Origin of the sequence: Hyphomicrobium sp. GJ21 (assembly GCF_001006785.1) — a bacterium.
Taxonomy (GTDB): Bacteria; Pseudomonadota; Alphaproteobacteria; order Rhizobiales; family Hyphomicrobiaceae; genus Hyphomicrobium_B.
Genome location: NZ_CDHO01000003.1, coordinates 502,792 through 527,950, shown reverse-complemented (window position 1 = coordinate 527,950; position 25,159 = coordinate 502,792). Strand labels below are relative to the sequence as shown.

General features: G+C 60.2%; 24 protein-coding genes. 7 read left to right on the top strand and 17 right to left on the bottom strand.

The window, feature by feature from the left end:
* Positions 1 to 43: 43 nt before the first annotated feature.
* From HYPGJ_RS10880 to HYPGJ_RS10860, 4 genes are all read left to right on the top strand, one after another.
* The gene (locus HYPGJ_RS10880; RefSeq protein ID WP_046847191.1) at positions 44 to 1,165 is read left to right on the top strand and encodes an aminomethyltransferase family protein; all 1,122 of its coding nucleotides are present in this window, start codon (positions 44 to 46) and stop codon (positions 1,163 to 1,165) included.
* Between the two features lie 441 nt (positions 1,166 to 1,606).
* The gene (locus tag HYPGJ_RS10875) at positions 1,607 to 3,874 is read left to right on the top strand and encodes a TonB-dependent receptor (RefSeq protein WP_052750881.1); all 2,268 of its coding nucleotides are present in this window, start codon (positions 1,607 to 1,609) and stop codon (positions 3,872 to 3,874) included.
* Between the two features lie 127 nt (positions 3,875 to 4,001).
* A complete protein-coding gene (locus HYPGJ_RS10870; RefSeq protein WP_046847190.1) occupies positions 4,002 to 4,346 on the top strand; it encodes an antibiotic biosynthesis monooxygenase in 345 nt (114 codons plus the stop codon).
* A gap of 89 nt (positions 4,347 to 4,435) precedes the next feature.
* Positions 4,436 to 5,509, top strand: a complete 1,074-nt coding sequence (locus HYPGJ_RS10860; protein ID WP_159108295.1) for a TonB family protein — start codon at positions 4,436 to 4,438, stop codon at positions 5,507 to 5,509.
* Between the two features lie 311 nt (positions 5,510 to 5,820).
* Here HYPGJ_RS10860 and HYPGJ_RS10855 read toward each other — a convergent pair whose 3' ends face one another.
* The 17 genes from HYPGJ_RS10855 to HYPGJ_RS10775 form a co-directional block, all read right to left on the bottom strand.
* Entirely contained in the window at positions 5,821 to 7,509 is a 1,689-nt protein-coding gene (locus HYPGJ_RS10855) for a CorA family divalent cation transporter (protein ID WP_046847187.1), read from the bottom strand.
* A 260-nt stretch (positions 7,510 to 7,769) separates the two neighbouring features.
* Positions 7,770 to 8,078, bottom strand: a complete 309-nt coding sequence (locus HYPGJ_RS10850; RefSeq protein ID WP_046847186.1) for a hypothetical protein — start codon at positions 8,076 to 8,078, stop codon at positions 7,770 to 7,772.
* Positions 8,079 to 8,217: 139 nt separating this feature from the next.
* A complete protein-coding gene (locus HYPGJ_RS10845; protein WP_046847185.1) occupies positions 8,218 to 9,408 on the bottom strand; it encodes an NnrS family protein in 1,191 nt (396 codons plus the stop codon).
* Between the two features lie 68 nt (positions 9,409 to 9,476).
* Complete coding sequence (locus HYPGJ_RS10840; RefSeq protein WP_046847184.1) at positions 9,477 to 10,106, bottom strand: FmdE family protein; 630 nt, start codon at positions 10,104 to 10,106, stop codon at positions 9,477 to 9,479.
* A gap of 109 nt (positions 10,107 to 10,215) precedes the next feature.
* The gene (locus HYPGJ_RS10835; RefSeq protein ID WP_244466095.1) at positions 10,216 to 10,896 is read right to left on the bottom strand and encodes a dihydroorotate oxidase; all 681 of its coding nucleotides are present in this window, start codon (positions 10,894 to 10,896) and stop codon (positions 10,216 to 10,218) included.
* A gap of 47 nt (positions 10,897 to 10,943) precedes the next feature.
* Entirely contained in the window at positions 10,944 to 12,011 is a 1,068-nt protein-coding gene (gene serC / locus HYPGJ_RS10830) for a 3-phosphoserine/phosphohydroxythreonine transaminase (RefSeq protein WP_046847182.1), read from the bottom strand.
* An 11-nt stretch (positions 12,012 to 12,022) separates the two neighbouring features.
* On the bottom strand, positions 12,023 to 12,529 hold the full coding sequence (locus tag HYPGJ_RS10825; protein ID WP_046847181.1) for a urate hydroxylase PuuD: 507 nt from the start codon (positions 12,527 to 12,529) through the stop codon (positions 12,023 to 12,025).
* A gap of 51 nt (positions 12,530 to 12,580) precedes the next feature.
* Complete coding sequence (gene pqqE, locus HYPGJ_RS10820; RefSeq protein ID WP_046847180.1) at positions 12,581 to 13,732, bottom strand: pyrroloquinoline quinone biosynthesis protein PqqE; 1,152 nt, start codon at positions 13,730 to 13,732, stop codon at positions 12,581 to 12,583.
* Positions 13,701 to 13,988, bottom strand: a complete 288-nt coding sequence (pqqD, locus tag HYPGJ_RS10815; RefSeq protein WP_046847179.1) for a pyrroloquinoline quinone biosynthesis peptide chaperone PqqD — start codon at positions 13,986 to 13,988, stop codon at positions 13,701 to 13,703. The genes pqqE and pqqD overlap by 32 nt, the downstream gene beginning before the upstream one ends.
* Before the next feature lie 62 nt (positions 13,989 to 14,050).
* Positions 14,051 to 14,158: a pyrroloquinoline quinone precursor peptide PqqA gene (gene pqqA, locus HYPGJ_RS10810; RefSeq protein WP_013214591.1), complete on the bottom strand. Its 108-nt coding sequence runs from the start codon at positions 14,156 to 14,158 to the stop codon at positions 14,051 to 14,053.
* Positions 14,159 to 14,394: 236 nt separating this feature from the next.
* Positions 14,395 to 15,669: a beta-ketoacyl-ACP synthase gene (locus HYPGJ_RS10805; protein WP_046847178.1), complete on the bottom strand. Its 1,275-nt coding sequence runs from the start codon at positions 15,667 to 15,669 to the stop codon at positions 14,395 to 14,397.
* A gap of 7 nt (positions 15,670 to 15,676) precedes the next feature.
* A complete protein-coding gene (locus HYPGJ_RS10800) occupies positions 15,677 to 16,873 on the bottom strand; it encodes a beta-ketoacyl-ACP synthase (protein WP_046847177.1) in 1,197 nt (398 codons plus the stop codon).
* Positions 16,874 to 16,884: 11 nt separating this feature from the next.
* Positions 16,885 to 17,949 carry a zinc-binding dehydrogenase gene (locus HYPGJ_RS10795; protein ID WP_046847176.1) on the bottom strand — a complete coding sequence of 355 codons (1,065 nt, stop codon included), beginning with the start codon at positions 17,947 to 17,949 and terminating at the stop codon, positions 16,885 to 16,887.
* A 43-nt stretch (positions 17,950 to 17,992) separates the two neighbouring features.
* Positions 17,993 to 19,276 (bottom strand): beta-ketoacyl-ACP synthase, encoded by a 1,284-nt coding sequence (locus tag HYPGJ_RS10790; protein ID WP_046847175.1) that lies wholly within the window; start codon positions 19,274 to 19,276, stop codon positions 17,993 to 17,995.
* An 11-nt stretch (positions 19,277 to 19,287) separates the two neighbouring features.
* The gene (locus HYPGJ_RS10785; RefSeq protein ID WP_046847174.1) at positions 19,288 to 20,511 is read right to left on the bottom strand and encodes a beta-ketoacyl-ACP synthase; all 1,224 of its coding nucleotides are present in this window, start codon (positions 20,509 to 20,511) and stop codon (positions 19,288 to 19,290) included.
* A 1-nt stretch (position 20,512) separates the two neighbouring features.
* Complete coding sequence (locus HYPGJ_RS10780; RefSeq protein ID WP_046847173.1) at positions 20,513 to 20,983, bottom strand: 3-hydroxyacyl-ACP dehydratase FabZ family protein; 471 nt, start codon at positions 20,981 to 20,983, stop codon at positions 20,513 to 20,515.
* A 12-nt stretch (positions 20,984 to 20,995) separates the two neighbouring features.
* Positions 20,996 to 21,277 carry an acyl carrier protein gene (locus tag HYPGJ_RS10775; RefSeq protein ID WP_013214598.1) on the bottom strand — a complete coding sequence of 94 codons (282 nt, stop codon included), beginning with the start codon at positions 21,275 to 21,277 and terminating at the stop codon, positions 20,996 to 20,998.
* Between the two features lie 193 nt (positions 21,278 to 21,470).
* Between HYPGJ_RS10775 and HYPGJ_RS10770 the strand changes: the two genes are divergently transcribed.
* From HYPGJ_RS10770 to HYPGJ_RS10760, 3 genes are read left to right on the top strand one after another with little or no spacing between them, the layout of a single operon-like run.
* Positions 21,471 to 22,694 (top strand): SDR family oxidoreductase, encoded by a 1,224-nt coding sequence (locus tag HYPGJ_RS10770; RefSeq protein ID WP_348270903.1) that lies wholly within the window; start codon positions 21,471 to 21,473, stop codon positions 22,692 to 22,694.
* A 13-nt stretch (positions 22,695 to 22,707) separates the two neighbouring features.
* Positions 22,708 to 24,906 carry an HAD-IIIC family phosphatase gene (locus tag HYPGJ_RS10765; protein ID WP_046847171.1) on the top strand — a complete coding sequence of 733 codons (2,199 nt, stop codon included), beginning with the start codon at positions 22,708 to 22,710 and terminating at the stop codon, positions 24,904 to 24,906.
* 1 nt (position 24,907) lies between these two features.
* Positions 24,908 to 25,159 carry an acyl carrier protein gene (locus tag HYPGJ_RS10760; RefSeq protein ID WP_046847170.1) on the top strand — a complete coding sequence of 84 codons (252 nt, stop codon included), beginning with the start codon at positions 24,908 to 24,910 and terminating at the stop codon, positions 25,157 to 25,159.

Sequence of the window (25,159 nt, the reverse complement as noted above, 5' to 3'; positions counted from 1 at the left end):
CGCGTTCACAGACGAACAACAATCGGTAAGTCGGAGAAGTTCAATGCACGGCACAATTCAGAAAAGAAGTTCCGCTCTCAACGACCGCCATCGCGCGTTGGGTTCAGATCTGTCGTCGTCCTGGAACGACATGCCAATTCCGCAGAATTATAACGCCTGCCCTTATGCCGAGACGGAAATCGTCCGCAGCAAGGCCGGCCTATTCGATGTGTCGGCCCTGAAGATGGTCAACGTCGAGGGTCCCGATGCACTGGCGTTTCTCAATCACTTGCTGACCTCCGATATCTCGAAGGCGAAGCGCGGCGACTCGCACATCAGCAATATCGTCAATGAAGACGGCGCCCTGATCGATGACGTGCTCGTCTATGTCGATGGCGACGGCAAATACCGCGTCTCGCACGGCGGCGGTTCGTTCGAAGAAGCGGCTGCGGCGGCGAAAGGCCGTTTCAACGTTACGGTCGCTCGCGACGACGATGTACATATCCTGTCGCTGCAGGGTCCGAAATCCCTGGAAGTTCTTGCGCCGCACACGCCGATGAAGCTCGCGGAGCTTCCGTATTTCCATCATGAGAAGACAACGCTGTTCGGGCGCCCGGTCGAGATCGCGCGCGGCGGTTATTCGGCAGAGCGCGGCTACGAAGTATTCTGCAGCGCGAAGGATGCGGAATTCATGTGGGATTCGATCCTTGCAGCGGGCAAGGACCAGGGCGTGACGCCGATCTCGTGGTCGTGCCTCGACATCGTCCGGGTAGAAGGCGGCCTTCTGTTCTTCCCCTTCGACATGACGCATGGCGACACGACACCTTGGGAAGTGCGTGCGGACTGGACCGTCGATCTCTCCAAGCCCGACTTCATCGGCAAGAAAGCGCTGACCGCCAAGAAGGGCAAAGAGCGCTCGCTGATCACGGGCCTTGAGGTTTTGCATAACGAAGCGATTGCGCCGCTGTCCAAAATCTTCTCGGACGGCAAAGAGGTCGGCATCGTCACGAGCACGACCTACAGCCAGCATCTGATGAAGTCGCTGGCGATGGCGCAGATCGCGCCGGCGTTCACCAAGCTCGGCACGGAACTCACCATCCGCGACAACGGCCGCGACTTCACCGCAACCGTCGTCCGTATGCCCTTCTATGACCCGATGCGTCTGAGGACGCACCCTGTCGCTTAGCGCGCATTCCTTCCCGTGCGCGCACCTTGGCCGGAGGTCAGCGTCCTCCGGCCATTTTTCTTTTAGCGTCCGCCGCTCGAATGGTTAGCGGCTGTGGCAACGACCGCCATTCTGAGTGAAATCTGCAACACCAGTGGTCGTGGAATAATTCCAGTCTTCTGCCCCGCCACGTGAAGTGAGCGAAAACCCCAACAAAACGCGTATCTGCGATCCAGATGCGACGTTCCGGGCGAGGGTGTTTCTCTGCTCTTTTTGTTGACTTATTCTGTAATGTTTATCAGGGTAATTATGCCCGACCATGCTCGTCATGGTCCGGGGTCTTCGCCCGCATCCCGATGAGTGAGGGTGCGACGAAAACGAGGCAAGCCCGCCCGGTGCGCGACCAGCGCTAGCCAGCCAGCCCGTTTCTCAATTCAGGAACAACGGGGGTTGTTTATCGCGATGTGCCGTATCGATAGTTTTTATAGGTCGCCAAGTTTCAGAACGTTCGCCAGATCGCTGTCTCTCGGTCTCTCCGTTGCTGCGCTGACGGTTGCCGGCGCAGCGCACGCGCAAGAGACCGAGCTGCCGGGCATCAACGTTCAGAGCGCCAAGGCGAAGAAGTCGAGCGCTCCCAAGAGCAAGCCGAAACCGAAGCCTGTGCAGGCTGCGGCGCCCGAGCCGGTGGAGGAGGCGCCTGTTGCGCAGAATTCGGGACCGTCAGTGCAGAACCCTGATGCGCCCTACAACACGCCGGCCGGCATCAGCGTTGTCACGAGCAACGAGCTCTCGACCTACGGCAACGGCGATCTCAACGACGCGCTGCGCTCGCAGCCCGGCACTTTCACGCGCATCAGTCCGCAGAACGCCGGGGTTGCCGTCAATATCCGCGGCTTCGAGGGTAACGGCCGTGTCAACATGTCGATCGATGGCGCTCGGCAGAATTTCCGCTTCCTCGGTCACGAGGCATCCGGATTCGCGTATGTCGATTCCGCTTTGATCGGCGGTATCGATGTTCAGCGCGGTGCTGTGTCGACAGCTGGTGGCGCAGGTGCGCTGGCCGGCGTCGTCAACATGCGCACGCTCGACGTCGAAGACATTCTGAGGCCGGGTCAGAACTTCGGTGGAATTTCGAAGCTGACCTGGGGAAGCAATGGACAAGGCTTCTCCGAGATGGGCGCGGCCGCGGCAGCCGTCGGCGGCATCAGTGTCGCCGGTGCGGTGAGCCACAAAGATCCCGACAGCTATGAGAATGCCAGCGGCGTTGTGATTCCGCGGACATTCCAGGACCTGACGTCAGGTTTGTTCAAAGTGAACTTGGCGCCGGACTCGGAGCAATCGCTTCGCTTTGGCGGCGTTTTCTATAACAATGACTTCTTCGCCAACTCGTACTTCCAGAACGTTCAGACGCAAACTTACACCGCCAAGTATGCCTTCAATCCGATCGGGAACGATCTGATCGATTTGCGGGTGAACGGTTACTATAATCACGCGCTCATGCGCTACGGGACGGATTCCAGTCCGACAGTCGGTACACCACCGCAGGGCACTGCTTGGGGACGTGTCGTCGACGATACCGGCATGGGCGCTGACATTACGAACACGTCGCGATTTAATCTCGGCGGTATTCGAGTCAAATCTCAATACGGCTACGAGTTCTTCGGCGATGACGTCGATACGTACAATCGCTTTAGGCCGGTGGCTGGCGGTGGCGTGAACGGCTCGGGCTATACGTCGACGAGCGCGTTTTTCTCCGAGACTACGTTCTCCAAGAGCATCTTCGACCTGATCGTCGGCCTGCGTTACGACATGTACGGCCTGAACGGTTCGGTCAACATCAATCCCGCTGCGGGATTGCCCAATCCGCCATATGTTCCTGGACGCTATATTTTGGATAAGGACGGCGGCTCGTTCGATCCGAAGGTTACGCTCGCAGCTCAGGTAACGGACTGGCTGCAGCCCTACATCACGTATTCGGAATCGATGCGTGCTCCCTCGGTCAGTGAGCTGTTTGCGGGTGGAACGCATCCGGGTGCAGCCGGTGTCGGGTTTGCTCCGAACCCGTTCCTCAATCCTGAAAGCCAGAAAGGCATCGAAGTCGGCGCCAACATCAGGAAAGATGGACTGTTCACGCCTGCGGACTCGTTCCGGTTCAAGGGCGACTACTATCATATGAACGTCGACAACTATATTGCGTCGTGCACGACAACGCTCGGCAGCAACTACTTCTGCAACACCGAAGGCATTTCGACGGTCCAGGGTGTCGAACTCCAGGGCATGTATGATGCCGGGTATTTCTTTGCGGGATTGAGCTACACCTATACGCACACCAACCTGCCGTCGCAGACGGATGGTTTTGGCGCGCATAGCTACGTTCCGGAGCACACAGTCGTCACGTCCGCGGGCGTTCGACTTCTCGATCGCAGGGTGACGCTCGGCGGCCGCGTTTCCTATTTTTCGGAAAGCGATGTCGGCGACATGAACGTTGGCAGCTTCTATGCCAGCAAGTACATGCCCGGCTATACGCTGGTCGATTTCTTCTCGACCTACAAGGTTACCGAGAACTTCGAGCTCGGCTTCAATATCGATAACGTCTTCAACGAAGACTATACGCCGGCTCTCACGACCGCGTTCTTCGATGGTCCGACCTGCTACGGCTCGAATTTTCCGGGCTGCAATTCGACCGGTATGGGCCGCACGTTCTATCTAACAGCGAAGGCACAGTTCTAAGTCGCGGGCAACCGCGGCTGGAAGGGTCGATCGCTGCAAATGAGTTGAGTATCGGCGGGTTGAATGGCTCGCCGATACGGCGTTTCGGATCGCGATGCGCGGTCTGATGTGTAAAGGAGCGGTGACTATGTTTATTGCCATGAACCGGCTGAAGGTCGTGAAGGGTTCGGAGCATGAGTTCGAACAGGTCTGGTTCAATCGCAAAAGCACGCTCAACGAAGCGCCGGGGTTCGTCGTCTTCCACTTGGTGAAGGGTCCGGAGCGCGACGATCATGTTCTTTACGCTTCGCATACCGTCTGGCGTTCGCGCGCCGACTTCGATGCCTGGACAAAATCCGATCAGTTCCGCCACGCGCACGCAAACGCGGATGGCAAGCAAAAATTCTCTCTGATTTCCGGCCCTGAATTCGAGGGTTTCACCGTGCTTCAAGAAGTTACGCCTGAAGGCGCGCGCTTGGTCGACGCTGCCTAACTCACATGCTCCCCCGGACTCGCACAGGTCAGGTTCAGATGGCTTTTGTGGCCTCCTCCAGTTCCTCGACGCGAAATTCGAATGCGCATGTGCTCGCACGTGACGCGTCATTGCAGCCGCTGCAGCGGATGCCGCGAACGCTGACGCTCGTCAGCGCAGACGGCGGCATGCCGATGCTTCCGACTGCGAGACAGGAGCGACCGGCGCATGCCGATGTGTCGTCGCCAGCGATCAAGTTGGCGTCCGTTTCGGACAGTGCTTCGAAGCAACCGCTGAAATGGCTGCGCACCGCCGCGATCGTCATTTCAATATGCCTGCATACGGCGATCGCTTCGACGATGTTCGACTGGTCGGGAAGCGACGATACGTTCGGAACGCTGTCCGATAAGACCGATGCGATCAGCTTGGCGACAGAGCAAACGGTCGTCTTGGAGTCGATCGAGACAGAGCATGTGCAGACGGCGTCGGCTGCTTCGGCCGAGTCGCAGGCGGGCAGCGTCCAGGCGGCCGAGTCGGTTCCGCAACCTCTGACCGAGGTGAAGGAAGCGGTTGAAGCCACCGAGCCACCGCCGGAGCCGGTCGACGTCGCAGACGTGACGCCGTCCGCGGCCATTCCGACGGACGACCCGCTGCACGTCATTCGCGGGCAGGCACCGCCCGACGAGGTGCACGAGACCAAAGCGATCCAGACCTCGGAAACGATCGAAGAGGTGAAGCCTACCGAGATCGAGTCGAAGGACGTCTCAGAAGAGGATAGCAAGAAGGAAGACGCCGAACGGAAGGAACGGCAGGTTACGGCGCAAGCGGCGTCTCGCGCATCGACGGCCGGCAGCACGACATCGCGTGCGAGCATGGCGCAGTCCGAGGCTAGCGGCAAAGTTTCGGCAAGCCGCGGAAGCATTTTGAACTATGCGGCGCGCATCCGCACTATTCTCTCGCGTAACAAGCCGAGCGGCGATGGCTATACGGGCACGACGCGCATTTCGTTCGGACTGACGCCGTCCGGAGAAATACGTTACGCGGAGATCGCAACTTCATCGGGTAAGGGCAAGCTCGATCAGGCGGCGTTGACGGCGGTTCGAAAAGCCGCGCCGTTTGGCGATCCACCGTCCGGCGCAACGCCGAACCAGCTTCAGTTCACAATTCCCTTCTATTTCCGTTAGTCTGGCGATGTGTCGCCGTCTGATCCCAAGCGCGCGCGAGTGCGTAGAGCAGCGCGATTGCAAATGCGTAGAAGCTGAGCATGAAGAAGATGACAGGAAACGCTTCGCTGGTTGGCATTGCGTAACTCCGTTTACATCATATGGCTCGTTCCGGACTTGAATGAAGCGGTGCGATCGGTGGCGAACACGTTCGCGCTGAAATCTCAGAAATAAAACGCAGTGGTAGCGTGGCGGTTGCAGGCTTCGCTCAGGCGAGACGCTCATCGCCCACCCGCAGAACGCGCGCCGCGAGAAACGACGGAATCCGTTCTTCAGTCGTTGCGAGGGAGCGGTGCTCGTTTCTGGCGTTTCGGACGGACGTTCTTAGTACGCTCCGTATCGGACAGACGTTCCATGAAATTTGAAAGCGACCGGGAATTCACGATCGTCAGTAGCGTCAGCAGGATGGTCGGGATGAGCACGGCGAGGAATGCCCAGATCCGCCAGGGCAGAGGCTCATCGGCCCAAGCCAGGACGTTCATGCCCAGGAAGCCGGTCACCGTCGTGCCAATCAAGCCGAGCGTCGTCACGACGGTCAATCTCGTCATCGTATCGTTCTGCCGGCGCAACGCTTCGTTTTCGAGAAATTCGCTCATTTCCTGAATCTCCTGACGAATGTCGTCATAGAGACGGTCAAGCTCGAGCTGCGAGCGGCAGAGCGTGAAGAGTTCTCGCGCTTGCGTCTGATTGCTGACGGAGTGGAACCAGTAGCGATGGGTAAAGCGGAGGAATGTTTCCAGCGCTCGGCGCGATGCCATCCGGAAGGACAGAACGGCTGATTTGTCGTGCGCATCGAGGCGGCTCATGGCTTCGGTGAGCTGGTCGGAAAACATGAGCAGCGCGGCTTTGTGAAAATGCGCGAGCAAAAAGACGAGAAAATGCTCGTGCCGGAAACTGTTCTGGCAGCCGTGATTGATGTCGGTGAAAAACGGATTGTCGGCGTTGCCGGTGACGACGAGCGTGTGCCCGCAAGACATGTAGCGGCTTTCCGGCCATTCGACGCCGTTGTGCTGTCCGTAATAGCGATCGTAGCAAAAGGCGGATTCGAAACTGGAGAGATGGCTTTCCGAGAAAGGAAGCTCATCGCAGCTGCCGGGGCCTGAGGCAAAGGCGAGCCGAACGTAATCGGCGCGCGTCAGTGCCGTTCCGGCGCTTGCCGCTAGGAAATCCATCTGCGGCATGCGGGAATATTCGAGCTGTTTGTAACGGATCTGTCCGGGGAGATCCGAATGGTGCGGCACCAAAGGGTGCAGCAGGAATTGCCAGTGCGAAGCGACGCGCGCTGCACGCTTCAAACAGACCTGCGCGAGGAATTTCGCTTGATCGTTGTGGTCTGAAACTGCGAGGACGCCGCCGTCGTTGCCGATGAATTCGACCTTGTCGGGGCAGTGTCCGCCGGAGCCGTTTTCCTCCCAGTACGCGGGATAGGTTCGGCCAAGCCGGAACATCAGATCTTGCACGGTGACAAGAGGAAGATCGCTGGCGTGGACCTCGAATGCGAGTATCGCGACGTCGATCTCGTAGAAGAAGTAGAGATCGATGTGCGTTACGTCGAGTTCAAGTGGGGCTGCGCCTGCGCTGAGCGTGATGCGGATTTTGGCAACGTCGCTTCGGCGGAAGGCTTTGATCGGGCTTTCGGCGCAGACCGATCCCGGTTTGCCGCGGCCGCTGCCGTAGAGCAGCCGCTGCACGGGCGGCAGGAACGTCACGAATTCGCTGTAGTGACGCTGCTGGAAATCTTTGGGGTCGCCCGTGAATTCGTCGGCGATTTCATACCAGGGATTGTCTGGGCCGAGCGTCTCCAGGATTGCGGCGTAGTCCTCTACGATCGTGGTGTTGTTTTCGGGAACGAGTTGGATGGGCCAGAGCAGAATCTGGCGAAACGTCTGAATGCGCTTTTCCGCAACGCCTTGCTGCGCGTCCAGTCGGATTTGGTCGGCAGTTCGTACTTCGTCCAGCATCGGCCCACCCGGATGGCAGCGAGGTCAAATCGGGGCAACCCGTATGTCGCTTCTGCGACAGTACCGTGACAGGGATCGAGCAACTTCAAAACAGCCTGCAGACGATGCAGGCTCTGCGCCTTGAAATATACATCAGAGCTGGCGGGAAGGGAAAAAGATCTGCTGCTTTGCTTTCCGTCGCGATAACGGAAGGAGCAAGCAGCAGTCCCGTGACGGCTGTAGAGGCGAGATCGAGGGTCCGATCCCGCCTCAAGCCAATCTTATTTCTGCGGAGAACGGTCCGACGTTCCTTCGTGCGTCTGCCCGGCGTCCGTACCCGTGTTGCCGGTCGAGCTGGCGTTCGGCGTGCGCTCAGGATCGCGTTTGCCGGGGGTGCGATCCGACGTTTTGCCTTGGCTTCCGGGCTCGGTGTTGACTTCACCGCCAGCCGCCGATGGTGTGGTGCTGGAGGAAGACGCCGAAGGTTGAGATGTCGAGGACGGTGCGTCTGCAGCGGATGCTACAGTCGCGCCGATCAGCAGTGCGCCTGCCACGCCGGTCAAGGCGACGATTCCGTGTTTTCCAAGCATAGTAAATCCTCGGGCTGTTTTTGAAGCTAACAGAGGTACGGCCGCGCGCAGGTGAAAGTTCCCGCGAAACTAAGTTGCAGCGCAATAGAGGGGTTTGTGAACGTCGCTTGCGGATCGCGCTTTTTTGATCGTTCAAGACCTAGGATGCGCGATGCCACGCTTTTGTGAGCATCGGGCCATAATTCAACGCGAAGACGGCGAACGCCAACGACCAGAAGATCGCGGATAGCAGCAATAGTTCGGAATACGCCGATGCGATCAACGGTGCGAGCGTGCGCATCAACGCTGCGAGATTTGCGAAACAATAGATCAGCAGCGTCGGACGGTCGGCACGGCGCTCGCGGCCTGTGTGGCTGAGCGTCGTGCGGGTCATCATGGCGAGAGTCATGACGCCGATCGCGCCGGTGGTCAGCGCATGGATTGCGGCCGTCGCAGGTATGTCAGCCGGAAACAGCACCGATGCGCCGAGCATGGCGACGCCAAGCGCGCACCAGAAATAGGCGAGGTGCAGGATCAGAACCATGCCGTCGCGCGCGGCAATCCATCCTCTCCAGCGCGCCAGGCGGATCAGTAGTCCGAGACCCGCGATCAGCAACAGCGTGCCGCTGAGGCGCGAGTCCGGCGAGGCAACCCACACCGCGAGTCCTGCAGCAGTTGCGACGAGCGATAACATATCGAAACGCCCGTAGGGTGCAGGCTGCGATGTGATCTTCCGCTGCGCTAGCCAGTTTCGCGTGAAGCTCGGCAGGAGACGTCCGCCCATCAGCGCGATGAGGAACGTGATAAGGCCGATCGTCATGCGCTCCGACACGGGGCCGATGCCGGGGAAGATCGTGCGTGCGTGGAACGCGATGTTGGCGATCGCGAGCAGCGTTATGACGACGGTGGGAGCAACGACACGCGAGTTCGTCGCGGCGAGAAGTTCGCGCCAGAGCGCAAGTGAAAACAGGACGAGAAAGGCCGAGTCGACGATAGCGGCTGCGAGACCGAGCATCGGATAGGCCAGCATCGCGGCGCGTCCGGCAATCCAAATGGCGACGAGCACGACGATGGGCCGGCCTGCAACGGGATAGTGTCCCGTCCAGTTTGCTCCGGCGATCGTCATGTAACCGACGATGACCGCCGCCGTGTAACCGAACAGCATTTCGTGGACGTGCCAGTCGTGCGTGAAGATCGCCGCTGCCGTGTCACCGGCTGCGAGATAGGACAGCAACCACAACGGCACCGAAAGCGCCGCCCAGATCGAGGCGAGAAGAAAGAAGGGACGAAATCCGAAACTGAAGAGCGCAGGGCCGCGGTAGTCGCGCAGAATCTGTGCGGTCGTCTTCATGGATCGACTCTAGCATCTTCGCTGGCGCAGCGCGAACCGTGGCGGTGTACGACGTACTAAGCGCATTGTCAGCTAGATGCGGTAGCCCACGCTCTGGCGCGTACAAGTTCGGGATCGTCAGCGTGATCGAGCAGGATGCGGGCGACGCGATCTTGCCAGAGCTGTGCGAAACGCTTCTGCTGGCTTTCGTCTGCGCGACCTGACACGGCGTCTGGGAATAATGTTCTCATGCCGGGATCGGGCGGAACACGTGCCCCATTGAAATCGAGACTAACGCCGCGTCCCGTATCGCGCCGCCTGAGTGCGAGGACACCATCGATATCGGCATCGAATTGGAGCAGGTTGCGACGGCCGAACCGTTGCCTTTCGCCGATGCCTCCGAATCCCGTTTCTGATGCCGCGCCGGTCAGCAGTGTCGCGACGGATGCGGTTACTCCGGTTGTTCCGCTCTCGCGTCCGTCGCGCATGTACACTTCGATGCCGCCGCGCTCGGGGAGATCATCGCCGTATAGATAGCGCAGGCCCTCGCGCACCATGAGGTAGGCGGCGGCAACGGTCGGGCAGGAGTGACCGGCGAGCTTAACGGCGTCGGCGTACGTGTAGGTGATCTCGCCGGTCGTCGAAGCGCCGAGGAAAACGGCCAACGGCTCGCGCAGCGAAATCGCTGGCACCTTATCGAAGAAGTCGGGAAAGCTCATGGCGAACCTCTTTGCGTACGCGCTCCGGTGAAGATTTCAAGAACGATAGGGATGTCGGAGGGGCACCCATTTGCTGCACATCAATATGAGTTGACGATGTGTCAGGGCTTCAGAGCTCGGCGAGCATCCGGAGAAGCAGTTGCTTTCCGCCGTCGGCGAATGCGCGGTGAATCTGGACCAGCGATGCTCCGGCGACGAGGCGTGTGCGAATGTCTGCAGCCGTTTGGATGCCGCCGACGGATATCAGGGTCAGCGCGGCCATGTGATTGCTGATCTCTTCAATGCGTCGCAGGCGATCCGATACGAGAACGATGCCGTCGAGGCCATACACGCGCGCTGCTGTCACGGCTGCTGGGATCGGATTGCCGATCGCGCCGCCGTCGAGCTTGACGAGAAGTGGTGTTCGCCTTCCGCGAGCTTCGGAAATTTCGTCACGGACTTTGCTCAGGCGCCTTACGAGCTGTTCGACACGCAGAGAATTTCCACTTCTCTGCATTGCCGGCGCGGTGAGATTTGCGACGACGTAGTCGGCGATGGGTGATGCCTGCCTCAGGCGTGTCTCGAAGTCTGCGATGACGAGATCGTCAAGGCCGGGTCGCAGGCTGCCGATATTGATGCCGAGGCGAGCACCGTTGGCGGAGTGCCGGAGCGGCGCGACCAATCCTGTTTCAGAATTTATGGTGCCGATTTCGACGTGGCCGAAGCCTGAGCCAAGAAGCGATGGAGCGTGTTCCCCAGTGCGATCGATCCCTGCGGCTAATCCAATGGGATTGGGGAAGTGCAAGCCCATCGCTTCCACCGGCGCTGATCGCGTTGACAATGATGGCCGGATGCTTGTCATCCTCGGCGGCGCTTGAAATCGGACATGAAATTCGCGAGCGCCGACGCTGCGTCCGCCGTCACGCCATTGTAGAGACAGGCGCGGATGCCGCCGACGTTGGGATGACCCTTGAGGTGCATGAGGCCAATTTGTTCGGCTTCATCGAGGAACAATTGATCGAGCTTCGGATCGGGAAGGTGAAAGCAGATGCTGATTGTCGAGCGATCGCGAGGGCTAGCGAAACAGCGATAGAAATCGCTTTCGTCGATCACGGCGTAAAGCTCTTTGCTTTTGGCGAGGTTCTTCGCGGCGGCGGCATCGAGCCCGCCTTCCTGACGGAGCCAATGCAACATTCGGAGCGCCACGACGATCGCGAACGTTGGCGGAGTGTTGACCTTCGAGTTTGCTGAGGCCTGGTGCGCGTAGTCGAGCGGGGGTGGAACTTTGCGCTTCGATTTGCCGAGAAGGTTCTCGTCTACGATCACGATCGTCAAACCCGCGGCGCCGAGGTTTTTTTGTGCGCTTGCGTAGACAAGTCCGAAGCGCTCGATCGGGAGGGGACGTGTGAGAAAGTCCGCTGTCATGTCGGCGATCAGGGGAACTCCCGACGTCTCCGGAAACTCGTGATACTGCAACCCTTCGGCGGTTTCGGTGCTGGTGACGTGGCAATACGCTGCGCCGGGCGACCGGCGCCACGATGCGGGGTCGGGCAGGAAGCCGTCGCGTTCGGATACAATGGTGCGGACATCGCGCCAATCTGATGCGACTTCGATTGCGCGGCGCGACCAGTGGCCTGACAGCACATAATCACAAGGTTGATGCTCGGCTGCGAGGTTCATCGGCAAGGCTGCGAATTGTGTCGAGGCGCCGCCCTGAAGAAAGAGAACCTTGTAGCTCTGCGGAAGCTGGAGAAGTGATCTCAGCTCATGCTCGGCTTCGGACAGGATGTCGGCGAAATCGCTTCCGTTGAACGGCAACTCGAGCGCCGACATGCAGCTTGTTCGCCATTCGGCGATATCCGCGGTGAGTTCTGCAAGCACCGGCGGTGGGAGCTTGGACGACGCGGAGGCAAAGCTGAAACGCATCTCACTCCTGCTCAGCCGGGTGGGATGCCGCCGTGCGCTCCCGCGATCATGAGAAAGAGCGTCATCATGGATAGAACCGTATTCACGCGGGACGAGAGAAAGGTGATGCGGGCGCAGCGCAGGCGCTCCTCCGTCGATGCCTCAATGAAGCCGAGGACTTTTTTCTGATGCGGCCAGAGGACGAACCACAGGTTCGAGACCATGAGCGTGCCGGTCCAAGCTCCGAGACCGATGATTGCCGACGATCCTGAAAGCGATAGTGCCTCCACGAAATCTCCCCGCCGCCACAGCATAAAAAGGCCGGTTGCGAGTACGACCAGCGAGGCGTGGCGGAATATTCCGTGCTCGCGTTTTGATGCAGCCATGAATACGCCTTTCACGGCCTCTTGTGGCGCGTCGGGAAGCACGCGGCGAAACTTTGGAATTTGCACAACGTTGACCCAGTTGTGGCCGACCCAGATGATCACGCCGGCAACGTGAAGCACACGTGCCGCGAGATCGAGCAGTGCGATGTCCATTCTATGCGGTCCCGCGCAAAGCCTGATGATGATCGACCGAGGGGCGGTGCATCACTGAGCCTCCGAGCGCTGGCGGCGCTTCGTCTCGCGCATTTTCAACGTGCCGTCGCACGCCGTCTCGGGGATGCCGCGCTGTTCGGCGCGTGCGATGAGATTGTCGATCAGGTGCCTGTGGGACGATTTGGAGCAGACAGGGTCGGTGTTTGCTGCATCACCTGTGAACAGGAACGCCTGGCAGCGGCAGCCGCCGAAGTCCTTTTCCTTTTCGCTGCAGCTTCGGCACGGCTCCGACATCCACGAGTCGCCGCGGAACTTGTTGAATGCCGGGGACTTGTGCCAGATCCAGTCGAGTTCGTGATCGCGTACGCTCGGAAATTCGATGCCTTTGATCAGCCGCGCTTCCTGGCAGGGCAGCGCGGTGCCATCCGGCGCGATTGTCAGATGCACGGCGCCCCAGCCGTTCATGCAGGCTTTCGGACGGTCATCGTAATAGTCAGGAACGACGAAGAAGATCGTCAGCTTTTTGCCGAGCCGCGCGCGGGCGGCGTTGACGGCTGCTTCCGACTTCGCCAGCTGCTCACGCGTCGGCAGAAGTTCCGCGCGGTTGAGCAGGGCCCAATTGTAGTATTGGAGATTGGCGAACTCGAGATACTCAACTCCGAGATCGACTGCGAGGTCGATCAGAGCCTCGGTACGTTCGATGTTGAAGCGGCTGACGGGGACGTTCAGCACCATCGGAAAGCCTTCGGTCTTGATGGAGCGTGCGATATCGATCTTGTGGTCGAGCACGTCGACGCCGACGAGTTTTGTGCTGTGTTGGCGATCGTTCGACTGAATACTGAGCTGGACCTGTTTCAGTCCGGCCTTCTTCAAAGCACGAAGGCGGTCCTTGTTCAGTCCGACGCCCGATGTGATGAGGTTCGTGTAATAGCCGAGGCTGTCAGCTTCAGCGACGAGTTCCTCGAGATCGTTGCGGAGCATGGGCTCGCCGCCGGTGAAGCCCAATTGCAGCGATCCGAGGCGGCGGCCTGCGCGGAGAACCTTCTTCCATTCTTCGGTCGAGAGTTCGTTGCGGTATTGATCGAAATCGACGGGGTTGCTGCACCAGGGGCATTTCAGCGGGCATTTGTACGTCAGCTCAAGCACGAGCCAGAGCGGCAGGCCAAGGCCATCAAGACTTAATCCGGATCCATCCTTTGGCATGCGCAACCTCCAAAAATTTCAATGCGTCGGCGGTGAGATCGGCTTTGCCGTAGCGTTCGGCGAGTTCTGCAACGCCAACCGCGATGGATTGGCCACCTGTGCAGGCTTCCAGAATCGCCGCTGCCGTCTCGTTGAGCTTGACGATGCCTTCAGGGTAGAGAAGTACGTTGGCTTGTTGCGGCTCCTCCCAACGAAAATGAAAATTGGGATTCAACTCCACAACGTCCGACGTTTGGAGCTGCCGGTCGGGTTCCATGTGTTCTCTCCGATGCGCCGGGAGACCAGGCCGACAGAAAGCCCAGCCTCCCGTGCACTGCGCTACCGAACGTAGATGTAGGCCGTGACTTCGAATCCGAGACGCAGATCGCAGTATGCAGGCGCGACCCATGTCTTTGCTTCCGGCTCCTTAAGCAGGCTCTCTTGCATCGTGTTTCCTCCCTTGCATCGAGTCGAATGCCATTGCGCGGGCGTACGTGCCGGCACCGAGCATCCGGCGCGACATTCACATTTGTCGATGCGGTCGAACTTGATTGTTGATAAGCGGCGCCGATCAAAAATGCGTCAGATGGGCGTGATGTGGCGAGCGCAGCGCGCGATCGCGCAGGCGCGCGACCGAGGAGACGCGGCCTCGAAGGCGCAGAGACTGCTTCAACAATTGTCGATCAGGGTGCGGCGATGACCAGCGCCGCGTTCTGTCCGCCGAAGCCGAACGAGTTCGACAGCACCGTTTGAACGCGCGCTTGCCGGGCGACGTTCGGCACGACGTCCATCGGTATCTCGGCGTCGGGAACTGCGTAGTTGATCGTTGGCGGCAATGTGCCGTTGCGGATGGTCAAGAGGGAGAAGACTGCCTCGATCGCGCCGGCTGCTGAGAGCGTATGGCCGATCATGGATTTGTTCGAGCTCATCGGGACGTTTGCGATGCGGTCGCCGATCACGGCCTTCAGCGAAAGATATTCCATCTTGTCGTTTTCCGGCGTGCTCGTGCCATGTGCATTCACGTAATCGATGTCGTCCGGCGACAGACAGGCGTCGTCGATGGCGTTGCGGATCGCGCCGATGATGGCGGTGCCATCCGGCTTGGATCGCGTGCGATGATAGTCATCGGCTTTCTCGCCGCAACCGCGGATGAAGCCTAGGATGCGCGCGCCGCGCCGCTTGGCTCCCTCGTAGGATTCGAGAACCAAGGCTCCGGCGCCTTCGGCCATGACGAAGCCGTCGCGGTTTTTCGAAAATGGCCTGGAGGCTTGCTCGGGCGCGGCGTTGTTGGTCGAGAGGGCCGAGAGAAGCGAAAAACGGATCAGCGCCTCGATCTGGACGGAGCTGTCAGTTCCAATGCAGAGCGCGGCATCGGCTTCGCCACGGCGGATCGCCTCGACGCCGAGCTGGATCGCGGTCGCGCCGGATGCGCAGGCGGTGGAAACGGACGTCGGCAGTCCGCGCGTACCAAGCCGTTCGGCAACGTGATTTGCGACGCTCGAGAACTGAAACAGCGACTGCATCTCGTCCCAGTCGGAGGCGCGCGCCGAGGCGAGAAGGCGCCGGTATCCCGACTCGTTTTTATCCAGCGCGCTCTGATAAAGCGCTCGCCGCTGCGGCCATTCGAGTTCGGCGGGCGGCGTTGCGAGGAAGAGCGGACCCGGGAACTTGCCGTTCGAGCCTGCTTGCGCTTCGTGCAGGGCTTCGTTGGCAGCCTCCAGTGCCATCGCAATGGAGAGCGACGGTGCGGAATACGGCGAGACCTTCAGCGTATCGACTGTGCCGGCGATCGTCGTGCGCAGACCGTCGGTCGGGAAGCGCGTGATGGAGCGGATGCCCGAGCGTCCTTCTGTCAGCGCGGCCCAGTTGTCGGCCTTGCCGTTTCCGAGCGAAGTGACCACGCCCATACCTGTGACGGCGACGAGCGGTCTTCCTTTTTTATCGTGACCTTGAGACATGTTCAGCTCACCCGATTGCTTCGATAAGGGCGAGTGCTTCGCCACGCCAATAGCCGGTACCCGTCACGAGCGCGTTTCTCGCGGCTCCGGGGTTGCGAGACTTGCGCTCGCCTCTGCCATCGGTCGTCAACGCTGCGAGCGCGAGACCGGCGAAAAAGTGAGCTTCGACGGAGTAGCCGAGATCGTCGCCGTAGACGCGAACGTCGGGCGCGATGTCGTAGGCCGGTAAAAGATCGAAGAACGCCAGATCTTCCGTCGTTGACGGGCCTACGCCACTGCTCCCCGCCCATACGGGCAAACGGCCGGCGGGAATGCGAGGAAGGAATGTCTCGAACAGCTGGGTCAACGACCGTGCGATGTCGCCTTGTTTGCGCGCGGTGTAATCGGTTCGGATGTCGGCAATGCGTGCATAGGCTTTTGCACCGCGTGCTTCGGCGTGCGCGCGAGATTCAATCGTCAGAAACGCGCCGACGCTGCCGGGGATGAAGCCGCCGCCGTCTTGCCCGCCTCTTTCCTGAGCCGGCTTGAACGGGCCGCGCCATAGGTTGTGGCCGATTTCGTAGCCAAGCAGCAGGTCTTCGCGCTCTGCGTTGAGTGCGCCGCCAATGAGGATGACGTCGGCCTGACCCGACGAGATCCGCCGGAAGGCGTTTTCGGCTGCGGCGAAGGCACCGGATTCTTCGCCCATGAACGTTCGCGACGAACCGGTGACGTGGTGCACGATGGAGATGTTGCCGGCGAGCATGTTCGACAGCTGCGCCAGAAAGAGCGTCGGACGCAATGCGCTCGGAAGAACGCTCTTGGCGAGGAGCGCGGTTTCATCGTCGGAGTGAATGGCTTCCAGCACGTCGCAGTCCACTTTCGTGTCCCGCTCGCCGCTGCCCGCGGCAACGACGAGATTGGTGCGGTCGAGCAGTTCTGAATTGCCTGCTATGCCGGCGTCGGCGAGGGCGAGGCCTGCGGCATACACGCCGATCCGCTGCCACGTCTCCATCTGCCGCTGGTCGCTATTCTTAGGTATTTGCTTCGACCACTCCAGCGGTGCGAGGGGATGCACGGGGTACGGCGCATAACGTGACTCGTCCAAGACGCGGCCCGTGCCAGTTTCGAAGTGCGTCTTGTGCGTTTCGGCATCAATCCCGAGCGAACTGATAAGCCCGATCCCGGTAATCCAAACCTCGCGTGGCGCTGTCGCTTCGGTCATGCTTCTCTCGTTTAAAATTTGACGATGATTTTGCCGAAGACCCGGCGCTCTTCCAGCCGGCGCAGGCCTTCCTCGATATCGTCGAGCGATATGACGGTGTCGATCACCGGCTCGATGTGGGAGGCGGCCATTCGGCCCATCACGGTTTTCATGTTCTCTATCCGGCACCCGAAGCTGCCGATGAGGCGCAGCTGCTGCTGGAACAGGAGATAGAGGTTGGTTTTAGCAGCGACGCCTGTCGTCGATCCGCAAGTGACGAGGCGACCGCCGCGCGAGAGCGAGAGGATGCTGCCCTCCCACGTGTCCGGTCCGACATGTTCGAAGACGACGTCGACGCCCCGGCGATTGGTGATTTTGCGGACGCGGCCTTCGAAACGTTCGCGGCGATAGTTGATGATGTGATCGGCGCCGAGCGCGCGCACCTTCTCCATCTTGTCGTCGCTGCCGACGGTGGTGATGACGGTCGCGCCGACGGATTTCGCGAGCTGAATTGCCGCCGTGCCGATGCCGCTGCCGCCGGCCTGGACGAGGATCGTCTCACCGGCTTTCAGTTTGGCGTTATCGAACAGCATATGCTCGACGGTTCCGAAGGTGATCGGCGCGCACGCTGCGGAAATCGCGTCCAGGGCTTTCGGAGCTTTGACGGCGAGGCGGGCCGGAATGTTCATGCGGTCGCGCAGGAAGCCGTCGATGTTGAAGCCGTACATCGCGCGCTCGCCTTCGCAGAAGTTGTCGCGTCCTTCGCGGCAAGGCTGGCAGGTGCCGCATGTCTTGGCGCCGTAAAATGCAACGATGTCTCCCGGCGCGAGGTCCTTCACTTCGGAGCCGACCGCGAGGACTTCGCCCGATGCTTCGGCGCCGAGGACGATCGGCAACTCGCGCTTTGCGAAGGCCATGCCGCGCCAGCTCCACACGTCGATGTGGTTGAGCGCGACCGCGCGTATTTGCACTTTGATTTCATCCGGAGCGGGCGCAGGAGGTTCGGCGATGCGCGTCAATGCCAGCGCGCGCTCGCCCGTCAGCTGGACCGCGCGGACTGTCGTTTGTTGAGCGTGAGTGCATTCACACGTTTGCATTACTGTCCTCGGGAAATAGTTTTGATGCTGTGATTTCTGTCCGTCATGCGGGCTCGCTGGAGAAGACGACGCAGACGTTCTGTCCTCCAAAGCCGAAAGAATTCGACAGTACGGTCGAGACGGATTTGGAGCGGCTGGTGTTTGGAACCACGTCGAGCGGCAGGTCAGGATCGGGTTCGTCGTAGTTGATCGTCGGCGGCAGAATACCGGTCTCGATCGTAAGGAGCGAAAACACAGCTTCGACCGAGCCTGCTGCAATCAGTGTGTGACCGATCATGGATTTGTTGGAGCTGACCGGCGTATTTGCGAGATGCTCTCCCAGTACGGCCTTGAGCGAGAGATACTCCATGCGATCGTTTTCGGGCGTGCTGGTACCGTGAGCATTGACGTAGTCGATCTGCTCTGGCGTGGCGCCGGCGTCGTCCAACGTCTTGCGGATCGCGCCAATCATCGCGGCGCCGTCGGGGTTCGAACGTGTGCGGTGAAAGCTGTCGGCTTTCTCTCCGCATCCGCGCACGATGCCAAGGATCGGAGCGCCGCGTGCTTTTGCAGCCCTGAGCGATTCAAGCACGACCGCGCCGGCGCCTTCGGCGATGACAAAGCCGTCCCGACGTTTTGCGAAAGGCTTCGATGCCTTTTGCGGAGCATCGTTTCCGGTTGAGAGCGCGGAGAGAAGCGAAAAGCGGATGAGGCCTTCGGGATGAACGGTGGCGTCGGTGCCGATGCAGAGTGCGGCTTCGGTATCGCCGCGCCGGATCGCTTCGAGGCCAAGCTGGATGGTGGTCGCGCCGGATGCGCACGCCGTGCAGATCGAGAGTGGTTCTCCGCGCGTGGAAAAACGGTCTTTCAAGCGCTCGGCGATTGCGTCAAAGCGAACATGACGTGCGAGGTCGGCGTGCTTGCCGGAGCGCGCGCTGGCGAGCAGGCGCGCATAGCCGGAGACGTCGGAGTCCGGCCGCCCATTGTACAGCTGACGCAAGTGCGGCCATTCCAGTTCAGAGGGCGGCGTCGCGATGATGAGCGGCCCTGGAAACGACGAGCGGCTGCCGATGCGTGCTTCTTCGATGGCCTCGGCGGCTGCGGCTTCCGCCATTGCGGTCGAGAGGTCGAATGCCGAATAGGGATCAATGTCGAAATGATCGACGGTTCCGGCGATCGTTGTTTTCAGGCCGCGCGTATCGAAGCGTTGAATGGGTTTGATGCCGGACTGACCGGCCGTCAACTTCTTCCAGTTGTCGGATTTGCCGATGCCGAGCGAGGTCACGATACCTCGGCCGGTCACGGCAACCAGCGGCCGTCCCTTGTGATCGAGGTTGTCGTTGGACATTCGCTTCGTCCTCACCAGACCGACTGGACGAGGCCCAAGCCCTCGCCGCGCCAATGGCCGAACGTCGTGACGAGGATCTGATCCGCCCATGTCTTGCGTGTATGCTCGACGCCGGACGTGTCGAAGGGCGGATAGAATTCGCTTTTGGACAGCGCCAGGGCCGCGAGCGCGATGCCGACGAGAAAATGCGCTTCGTGCGTGTGACCGAAAATGCTTCCCCAGGCGCGGATAACCGGTTCAATCCCGACTTTCTGCACGTCAGAAAGAAATTGCAATTCCTCGGCGGTCGTTTCGCGCGCGCCGCTTGCGCCGCTCATAACGAACAGTTCGCGATTGTTCGTATCGACGGGGAGTTCTTTAAGAAGTGTGTTCGCGGTCGCCGCGATATCGCCCGGCGCGCGAGGCGAGCGATCCGACGCTATTCCGGCTATTTGCGCGTAGGGCATAGCGCCGCGCGCTTTCGCATGGCTGCTCGATTCCAAAACGAGGAAGATGCCGACGCTACCCGGAATGAAGCCGCCGTTTTCGCCTTGCCGGTCCCAGACGGATTTGTGCGGGCCGCGATGCAGGCTGCCTGTCAGTTCGCAGCCGAGAAGAAAATCTTCGCGTTCGGCGTTGAGTGCGCCGCCGACGAGAAAGAGATCGCCTTGTCCGGCTTTGATGCGATCGACGGCATTCTTGATCGCCGAGACGCCCGCCATCTCCTCGCCCTTGAACGTGCGCGAAGAGCCGGTCGCCTTATGGATGATCGAGATATTGCCTGCGAGCAGGTTCGAGAGCTGAACGAGATAGAGTGTCGGGCGCAAGCCTGTCATCAGCTCGGTGTTGAGACGGGGCGCTGCGTCCCCGTCGGCATCGGCCGTCGCGAGAATGCGAGAGTCGAGCGCAATATCGCGCTCGCCGTTGCCCGCCGCGATGCAAAGATCGGTTTTGTCGAGCAGAGCGTCGTTGCCAGCAATGCCTGCGTCCCGCAGCGCGAGACCTGCGGCATAAACCCCGAATTTCTGCCAGCGATCCATCTGCCGCTGATCGCTTGTGCGCGGGATCTGTTGCGCGACATCGATCTCCGGCATCGGATGCACCGTATACGGTGCGAAGCGGCGTTCATCGATGACAGGGCGGGGCGGGGTTTCGCCGTGAAGTTTGTTCCAGTGCTCGTCTACGCCGACGCCGAGTGAGCTGATCAGGCCAATGCCGGTGATCCAGACCTGCTCGCGCTCGTCCCCGTTCGGCATATCATCGGGCCTCCGTCGCAACGAGGCTCAATCGCCAGCCCTCATTCAACACATGGGCTTGCAGAGCGGGCGACGTGAAGGGCACGCTGCGCATGGTCAGCCGGGCATCGGCGACGCGTTTGCCATTCTGGCTGAGGGTGGCCTGCGTCACCGCATAGCCCGAGCCTTCGTGGATGACTTCGGCCTTCACTTCGAGCGTGCTACCGGGAAGCACGAAGGATCTGAAGTTTGCTTCCTTGGCGCTCGCGAAGAAAATCATGCGCGAGAAGCCGTTCAGCGTCAGCAGGAGATAACCCGAAGCCTGCGCCATCGTCTCAAGCATCAGGACGCCGGGCATTATGGGATGGCCAGGGAAGTGACCTTCGAAAACCGGGCTGTGCTCCGGAACAAATGCTCGTGCGATCAGCGTTCGACGATCAGCCGTTGCCGCTTCGACGATCTCGTCGAGCATCTGAAAATATTCAAGCCGCACTTGTCGATCGCCTCAGACGGTAGCCGGGGCGCGCAAGCCGTCGATTTGCGTGCAGAGATTGCGAAGAACGAAGTAGTCGGCGCCGTTCGCCTTGCCCTCGTTAACCGCCGCGAGCCATTCCTCGACCGGCAGCTGAATTCCGAATTTCTGGTCGATTTCGAACGTTATATCGAGAAACGATAGACTGTCGACTTCGAGGTCTTTCATGACGTGGCTGTCGGGGGTTATTCGCTCGAGAGGAATATCGCTAGCCGACGAAATAATGCCGGCTACGGTTTCGAACGTGGACGCCATCAGGCATTCTCCTGGATCGGGTTCATGCAGCACAGCGCGGGCAATTAGGCCGGAATTGCGCTGTCAACAGCGCGCCAATTCTTGCCTGCGCACTGCATCGGCTTCTAGCAATGGCCGTCTATGTGCCGTTTGACGAATGTCAAATGACGACGCGAATTTTCTGGCTATCGCTGCGCCGTAGTCTCGCACCTCGATAAGGATCACACCGCTGCAGCCAGATCGCCTTAGTGAACTCAGCGTCGGTCAGACGGAAAGCCTCAGCCGAACTATTACAGCGGAAGACGTCGCGGCATTCGCGAGGCTGTCGGGCGACTACAACGCTTTGCATGTCGACGATGAATTTGCCGCGCGGACGGAGTTTTCCGAGCGAGTCGTTCACGGCTTTTTGAATGCGAGTCTCCTGTCGACGTTGGTGGGAATGAAGATCCCCGGACGCGGCGCGCTGTACGTTTCGCAAAGCATCGAATTCACGCGGCCGGTCTTCATCGGTGATACGGTTGAGGCTCGCGGCACGATCGAAGCGATCGACCACGAGACGCGGCTCGTTACGTTGCGAACAGAGATATTGCGTAACGGCGGTGAATGCGTCCTGCGCGGAAAGGCGCAAGTCAAAGTCCTTCGTCTGGCGGAAGCGGAGAAGCGCGTAGAGCGGCCGCAAGTAGCGTCGTCTTCGCTTCTTGCAGGCAAGACCGCGCTGGTGACCGGAGCTTCGCGCGGCATCGGACGGGCGACGGCGCGCCTTTTCGCGCAGCATGGCGCCAATGTCTGGATCAACTATCAGCGGAGTGAAGCAACCGCTCAAAGTCTGGCGCAGGAGCTTTCCGGACTTGGAGGGTTTTGCAGGGCGATCCGCGGCGATGTGACGAGCGATGACGATGTCGCGCGGCTGATGGATGAAATCGTCGCTGCAGGGGGGCTCGATATTCTGGTCAATAACGCCGGGCCAAAAATCCATTCGTCGACGTTCGCCAATCTCCAGTGGCCCGATATGGCGCAGGCTTATGAACTTGTCGTCGGCAGCGTGTTTCGCGTTACGAAGGCCGCGCTTCCGGCATTGAAGAAAAGCAAAGGCCGGGTGATCACGATTGCGTCGGCGGCGGCGATCGGGCGGACGGCCTACAACTGGCTGCCCTACGTTGCGGCGAAGAGCGCGCTTCTGGCGATGAGTAAAAATCTCGCGCAGGAGCTTGGGCCTCACGGCGTCACGGTCAATTCGATATCGCCGTCGATGGTCGATACCGATCTCGTCTCAAACATCCCCGAACGCATGCGTCAGATGACGGTGTCGCGCACGCCGTTACGTAGGTTAGCGACGGCTGACGACGTCGCAGGTGCGGCGCTGATGCTCGCGTCTCCCTATGCCAGCTTCATCACCGGTGAAAACATGCTCGTTACCGGTGGCGAGCATATGATTTGAAGGAATTCCAAGCATGCCTGCGAGCGCGAATGCGCCGTCGATGCCGGTAGTGCAATCGGCAATTGAGACGATCGTCGATGAAGCGATTTCCGCGGCGCCTGATTGCGTGCTGCGCCGGGCGATATTGCCGGCTATCAATTGGGCGGAAGTCGCGCCGGTAAAGGTTGCGCTTCTGATATCGACGCTCGCGGATGCGCGCGTCACGGTGCCGAGGTGGCTTGCAAAGCAATTGCTTTTGGCCGGGCACGTTCTGCCGGAAAATCTCGAAAAGACGTTAACGTCCGCGCTCGTCGCGCTGAACCGCGTCAACGGTCAGGGCAGTTCTTCTGAAAAGCGCGATGACATCGCTGGCATGCTCCCGGCTTTGTGTGCCGACGATCAGATCGAAGCCGATGTCGCTGTTGCACTCGTTCAGAAGTTTACGGCGCTTGGCTGGGCGGACGAAGCGGTTCGCCTCGCGCTGGCGCAGCAGCTTCGCGCGCCAGGCATTCTGAAACGCGCGGGCAAGGCGGTTGCGCCTTATGTCGATAGTCTGCCGGTCGTGCGCGTGCGCCTCATCGGGACGTCGACGACGCAAACGCTGGCGGACGAATTCAAGCCGTCGTTTGCGGCTGTCGGCTGGCGTGCCGACGTAAATCAAGCTGATTTCGGAACCCTGCTTGCCGAACTCATGCGTCCGCCGGAAGGGGCGGATGCGTATATGGTGCTTCTCGATCTCGATGGATTCGCGCCGCAGGATTGGCGGCGCTCGGCGGCGGACGCGTCTGATCTGCTGGCGGAACGCATCATTCATCTTGCGGCGGCGTTGCGTGAGTTCACGGCGCATTCGCAATCACCATTGTTGATCAATACCATCCCGGTGCCTGCGGCGCCTGCGGCCGGATTTCTCGATTGCAGCCATGCTTCGGGACTGCGGCGTGCCGTCGATCGGATCAACCGGCATATTCTCGAAGCTGCGGAGCAATCGAAGCAGATCATCGTCGTCGATGCGGATCAGGCGCTTGCGTCGCTTCCCATTCGCGATCAGTCGGACGCCAAGCTCTGGTACTACGGACGGATCGCGTACTCTGCGGATGCCGTCCGCCTGCTGGCTCGTGCGTTCGCCGAAGCATGGAGCTCGCTGAAGCGCGGGCCTGCGAAAGTTCTGGCGGTCGACTTCGACAACACGCTTTGGGGCGGCGTCTATGGCGACGACGGTGTCGAAGCGTTGGCGTGCGGCGACGATTTTCCTGGCAATGCCTTCCGCGCGCTGCAGGTGGAATGTCTCCGTTTGCGGCAACAGGGGATGCTACTGGTCGCGCTCAGCAAGAATAATCCGGACGCGATCACGGCGTTCCAGACGCACGCCGGCATGCTTTTGCAAGCGGATGATTTTGCTGCGACGGCGATCAACTGGGAGCCGAAGCCCGATAACATCCGCAAAATCGCCGCCGAGCTCAATCTCGGTCTCGACAGCTTCGTCTTTCTCGACGACAGCCCGCATGAACGCGAGGCGATGCGCCGACTCTGTCCTGAGGTCTCGGTTCCCGAGATGCCGGTGGACCCGGCAGAGCGTCCGCTTTGGCTTCGGCGGATGACTCGCACTTGGCCGTTGCGTCTCACCGCTGAAGATGAAACGCGAGCGGCGCTGTATGCGGCGCGACGCGACGCGGAAAACGCAAAGGCAAGTGCTGTAAACTTCGAGGATTATCTCAAGGGACTCGAGCAGCATTTGACGGTCGCTCATGTGAGCAAGGCGACGCTGCCGCGTGTCGTGCAGATGCATGAGAGAACGAACCAGTTCAACCTGACCACTCTGCGTTCGACGGAAGCGGAAATTTCCGCGCTCATAGAGTCCGGCAATCGAGGCGTCGCGCTCGTTGGCCGCGTGCGCGACAAGTTCGGCAATCATGGGCTCGTCATCGCGGCGACGGTCGAGATCAATGGTGCGGAAGCAGTTATTCGGTCGCTGCTGATGAGCTGCCGCGTCATCGGACGCGAGGTCGAGCGGGCGTTTCTCGCTGCGCTGATCGAAGATCTCAAACGTCGCGGAGTCAGGCGCATCAGCGGCGATTATATTCCAACAAGGAAGAATGCAATGGTCAAAGAATTTTACGCCTCCTGCGGCTGGCAATCAGCCGGGGCTGATGGCGAACGAACGAGCTGGACGTTTGATGTGACCGCCATGCAGCCGCCGCGATCGCAGTTCGTCGCTTTGAATTGGGAGGCGTAACATGGATGCTCTCGCTCCGACGGCGTTGTCTTATCCCGATCTTGTGGCGATCTTCGCCGATATATTTCAGTACACCGAGCCTTTGACGCTCGAGACGTCAGCGGACGATATCGCGACGTGGGACTCGTTGCAGCACATCGCGCTCATCCGGACGCTGGAGATGACGTATTCCATCCGCCTGTCGATGGACGAGATGATGGAAATCCGTAGCGTCGGCGATATCGAGAACGTCTTGCGCCGGCACGGCGTTTGA

Excerpts from the sequence above, each read along its gene's own strand:
- HYPGJ_RS10845 (WP_046847185.1), bottom strand. The coding sequence starts at position 9,408 with ATGAAGACGACCGCACAGATTCTGCGCGACTACCGCGGCCCTGCGCTC.
- HYPGJ_RS10850 (WP_046847186.1), bottom strand. The coding sequence starts at position 8,078 with ATGCTTGGAAAACACGGAATCGTCGCCTTGACCGGCGTGGCAGGCGCA.
- HYPGJ_RS10795 (WP_046847176.1), bottom strand. The coding sequence starts at position 17,949 with ATGCAAACGTGTGAATGCACTCACGCTCAACAAACGACAGTCCGCGCG.
- HYPGJ_RS10855 (WP_046847187.1), bottom strand. The coding sequence starts at position 7,509 with ATGCTGGACGAAGTACGAACTGCCGACCAAATCCGACTGGACGCGCAG.
- HYPGJ_RS10805 (WP_046847178.1), bottom strand. The coding sequence starts at position 15,669 with ATGTCTCAAGGTCACGATAAAAAAGGAAGACCGCTCGTCGCCGTCACA.
- HYPGJ_RS10875 (WP_052750881.1), top strand. The coding sequence starts at position 1,607 with ATGTGCCGTATCGATAGTTTTTATAGGTCGCCAAGTTTCAGAACGTTC.
- HYPGJ_RS10760 (WP_046847170.1), top strand. The coding sequence starts at position 24,908 with ATGGATGCTCTCGCTCCGACGGCGTTGTCTTATCCCGATCTTGTGGCG.
- pqqA (WP_013214591.1), bottom strand. The coding sequence starts at position 14,158 with ATGCAAGAGAGCCTGCTTAAGGAGCCGGAAGCAAAGACATGGGTCGCG.
- HYPGJ_RS10840 (WP_046847184.1), bottom strand. The coding sequence starts at position 10,106 with ATGAGCTTTCCCGACTTCTTCGATAAGGTGCCAGCGATTTCGCTGCGC.
- pqqD (WP_046847179.1), bottom strand. The coding sequence starts at position 13,988 with ATGGAACCCGACCGGCAGCTCCAAACGTCGGACGTTGTGGAGTTGAAT.
- HYPGJ_RS10870 (WP_046847190.1), top strand. The coding sequence starts at position 4,002 with ATGTTTATTGCCATGAACCGGCTGAAGGTCGTGAAGGGTTCGGAGCAT.
- serC (WP_046847182.1), bottom strand. The coding sequence starts at position 12,011 with ATGCGTTTCAGCTTTGCCTCCGCGTCGTCCAAGCTCCCACCGCCGGTG.
- HYPGJ_RS10835 (WP_244466095.1), bottom strand. The coding sequence starts at position 10,896 with ATGGGCTTGCACTTCCCCAATCCCATTGGATTAGCCGCAGGGATCGAT.
- HYPGJ_RS10790 (WP_046847175.1), bottom strand. The coding sequence starts at position 19,276 with ATGTCCAACGACAACCTCGATCACAAGGGACGGCCGCTGGTTGCCGTG.
- HYPGJ_RS10765 (WP_046847171.1), top strand. The coding sequence starts at position 22,708 with ATGCCTGCGAGCGCGAATGCGCCGTCGATGCCGGTAGTGCAATCGGCA.
- pqqE (WP_046847180.1), bottom strand. The coding sequence starts at position 13,732 with ATGCCAAAGGATGGATCCGGATTAAGTCTTGATGGCCTTGGCCTGCCG.
- HYPGJ_RS10825 (WP_046847181.1), bottom strand. The coding sequence starts at position 12,529 with ATGGACATCGCACTGCTCGATCTCGCGGCACGTGTGCTTCACGTTGCC.
- HYPGJ_RS10785 (WP_046847174.1), bottom strand. The coding sequence starts at position 20,511 with ATGCCGAACGGGGACGAGCGCGAGCAGGTCTGGATCACCGGCATTGGC.
- HYPGJ_RS10775 (WP_013214598.1), bottom strand. The coding sequence starts at position 21,277 with ATGGCGTCCACGTTCGAAACCGTAGCCGGCATTATTTCGTCGGCTAGC.
- HYPGJ_RS10880 (WP_046847191.1), top strand. The coding sequence starts at position 44 with ATGCACGGCACAATTCAGAAAAGAAGTTCCGCTCTCAACGACCGCCAT.
- HYPGJ_RS10800 (WP_046847177.1), bottom strand. The coding sequence starts at position 16,873 with ATGACCGAAGCGACAGCGCCACGCGAGGTTTGGATTACCGGGATCGGG.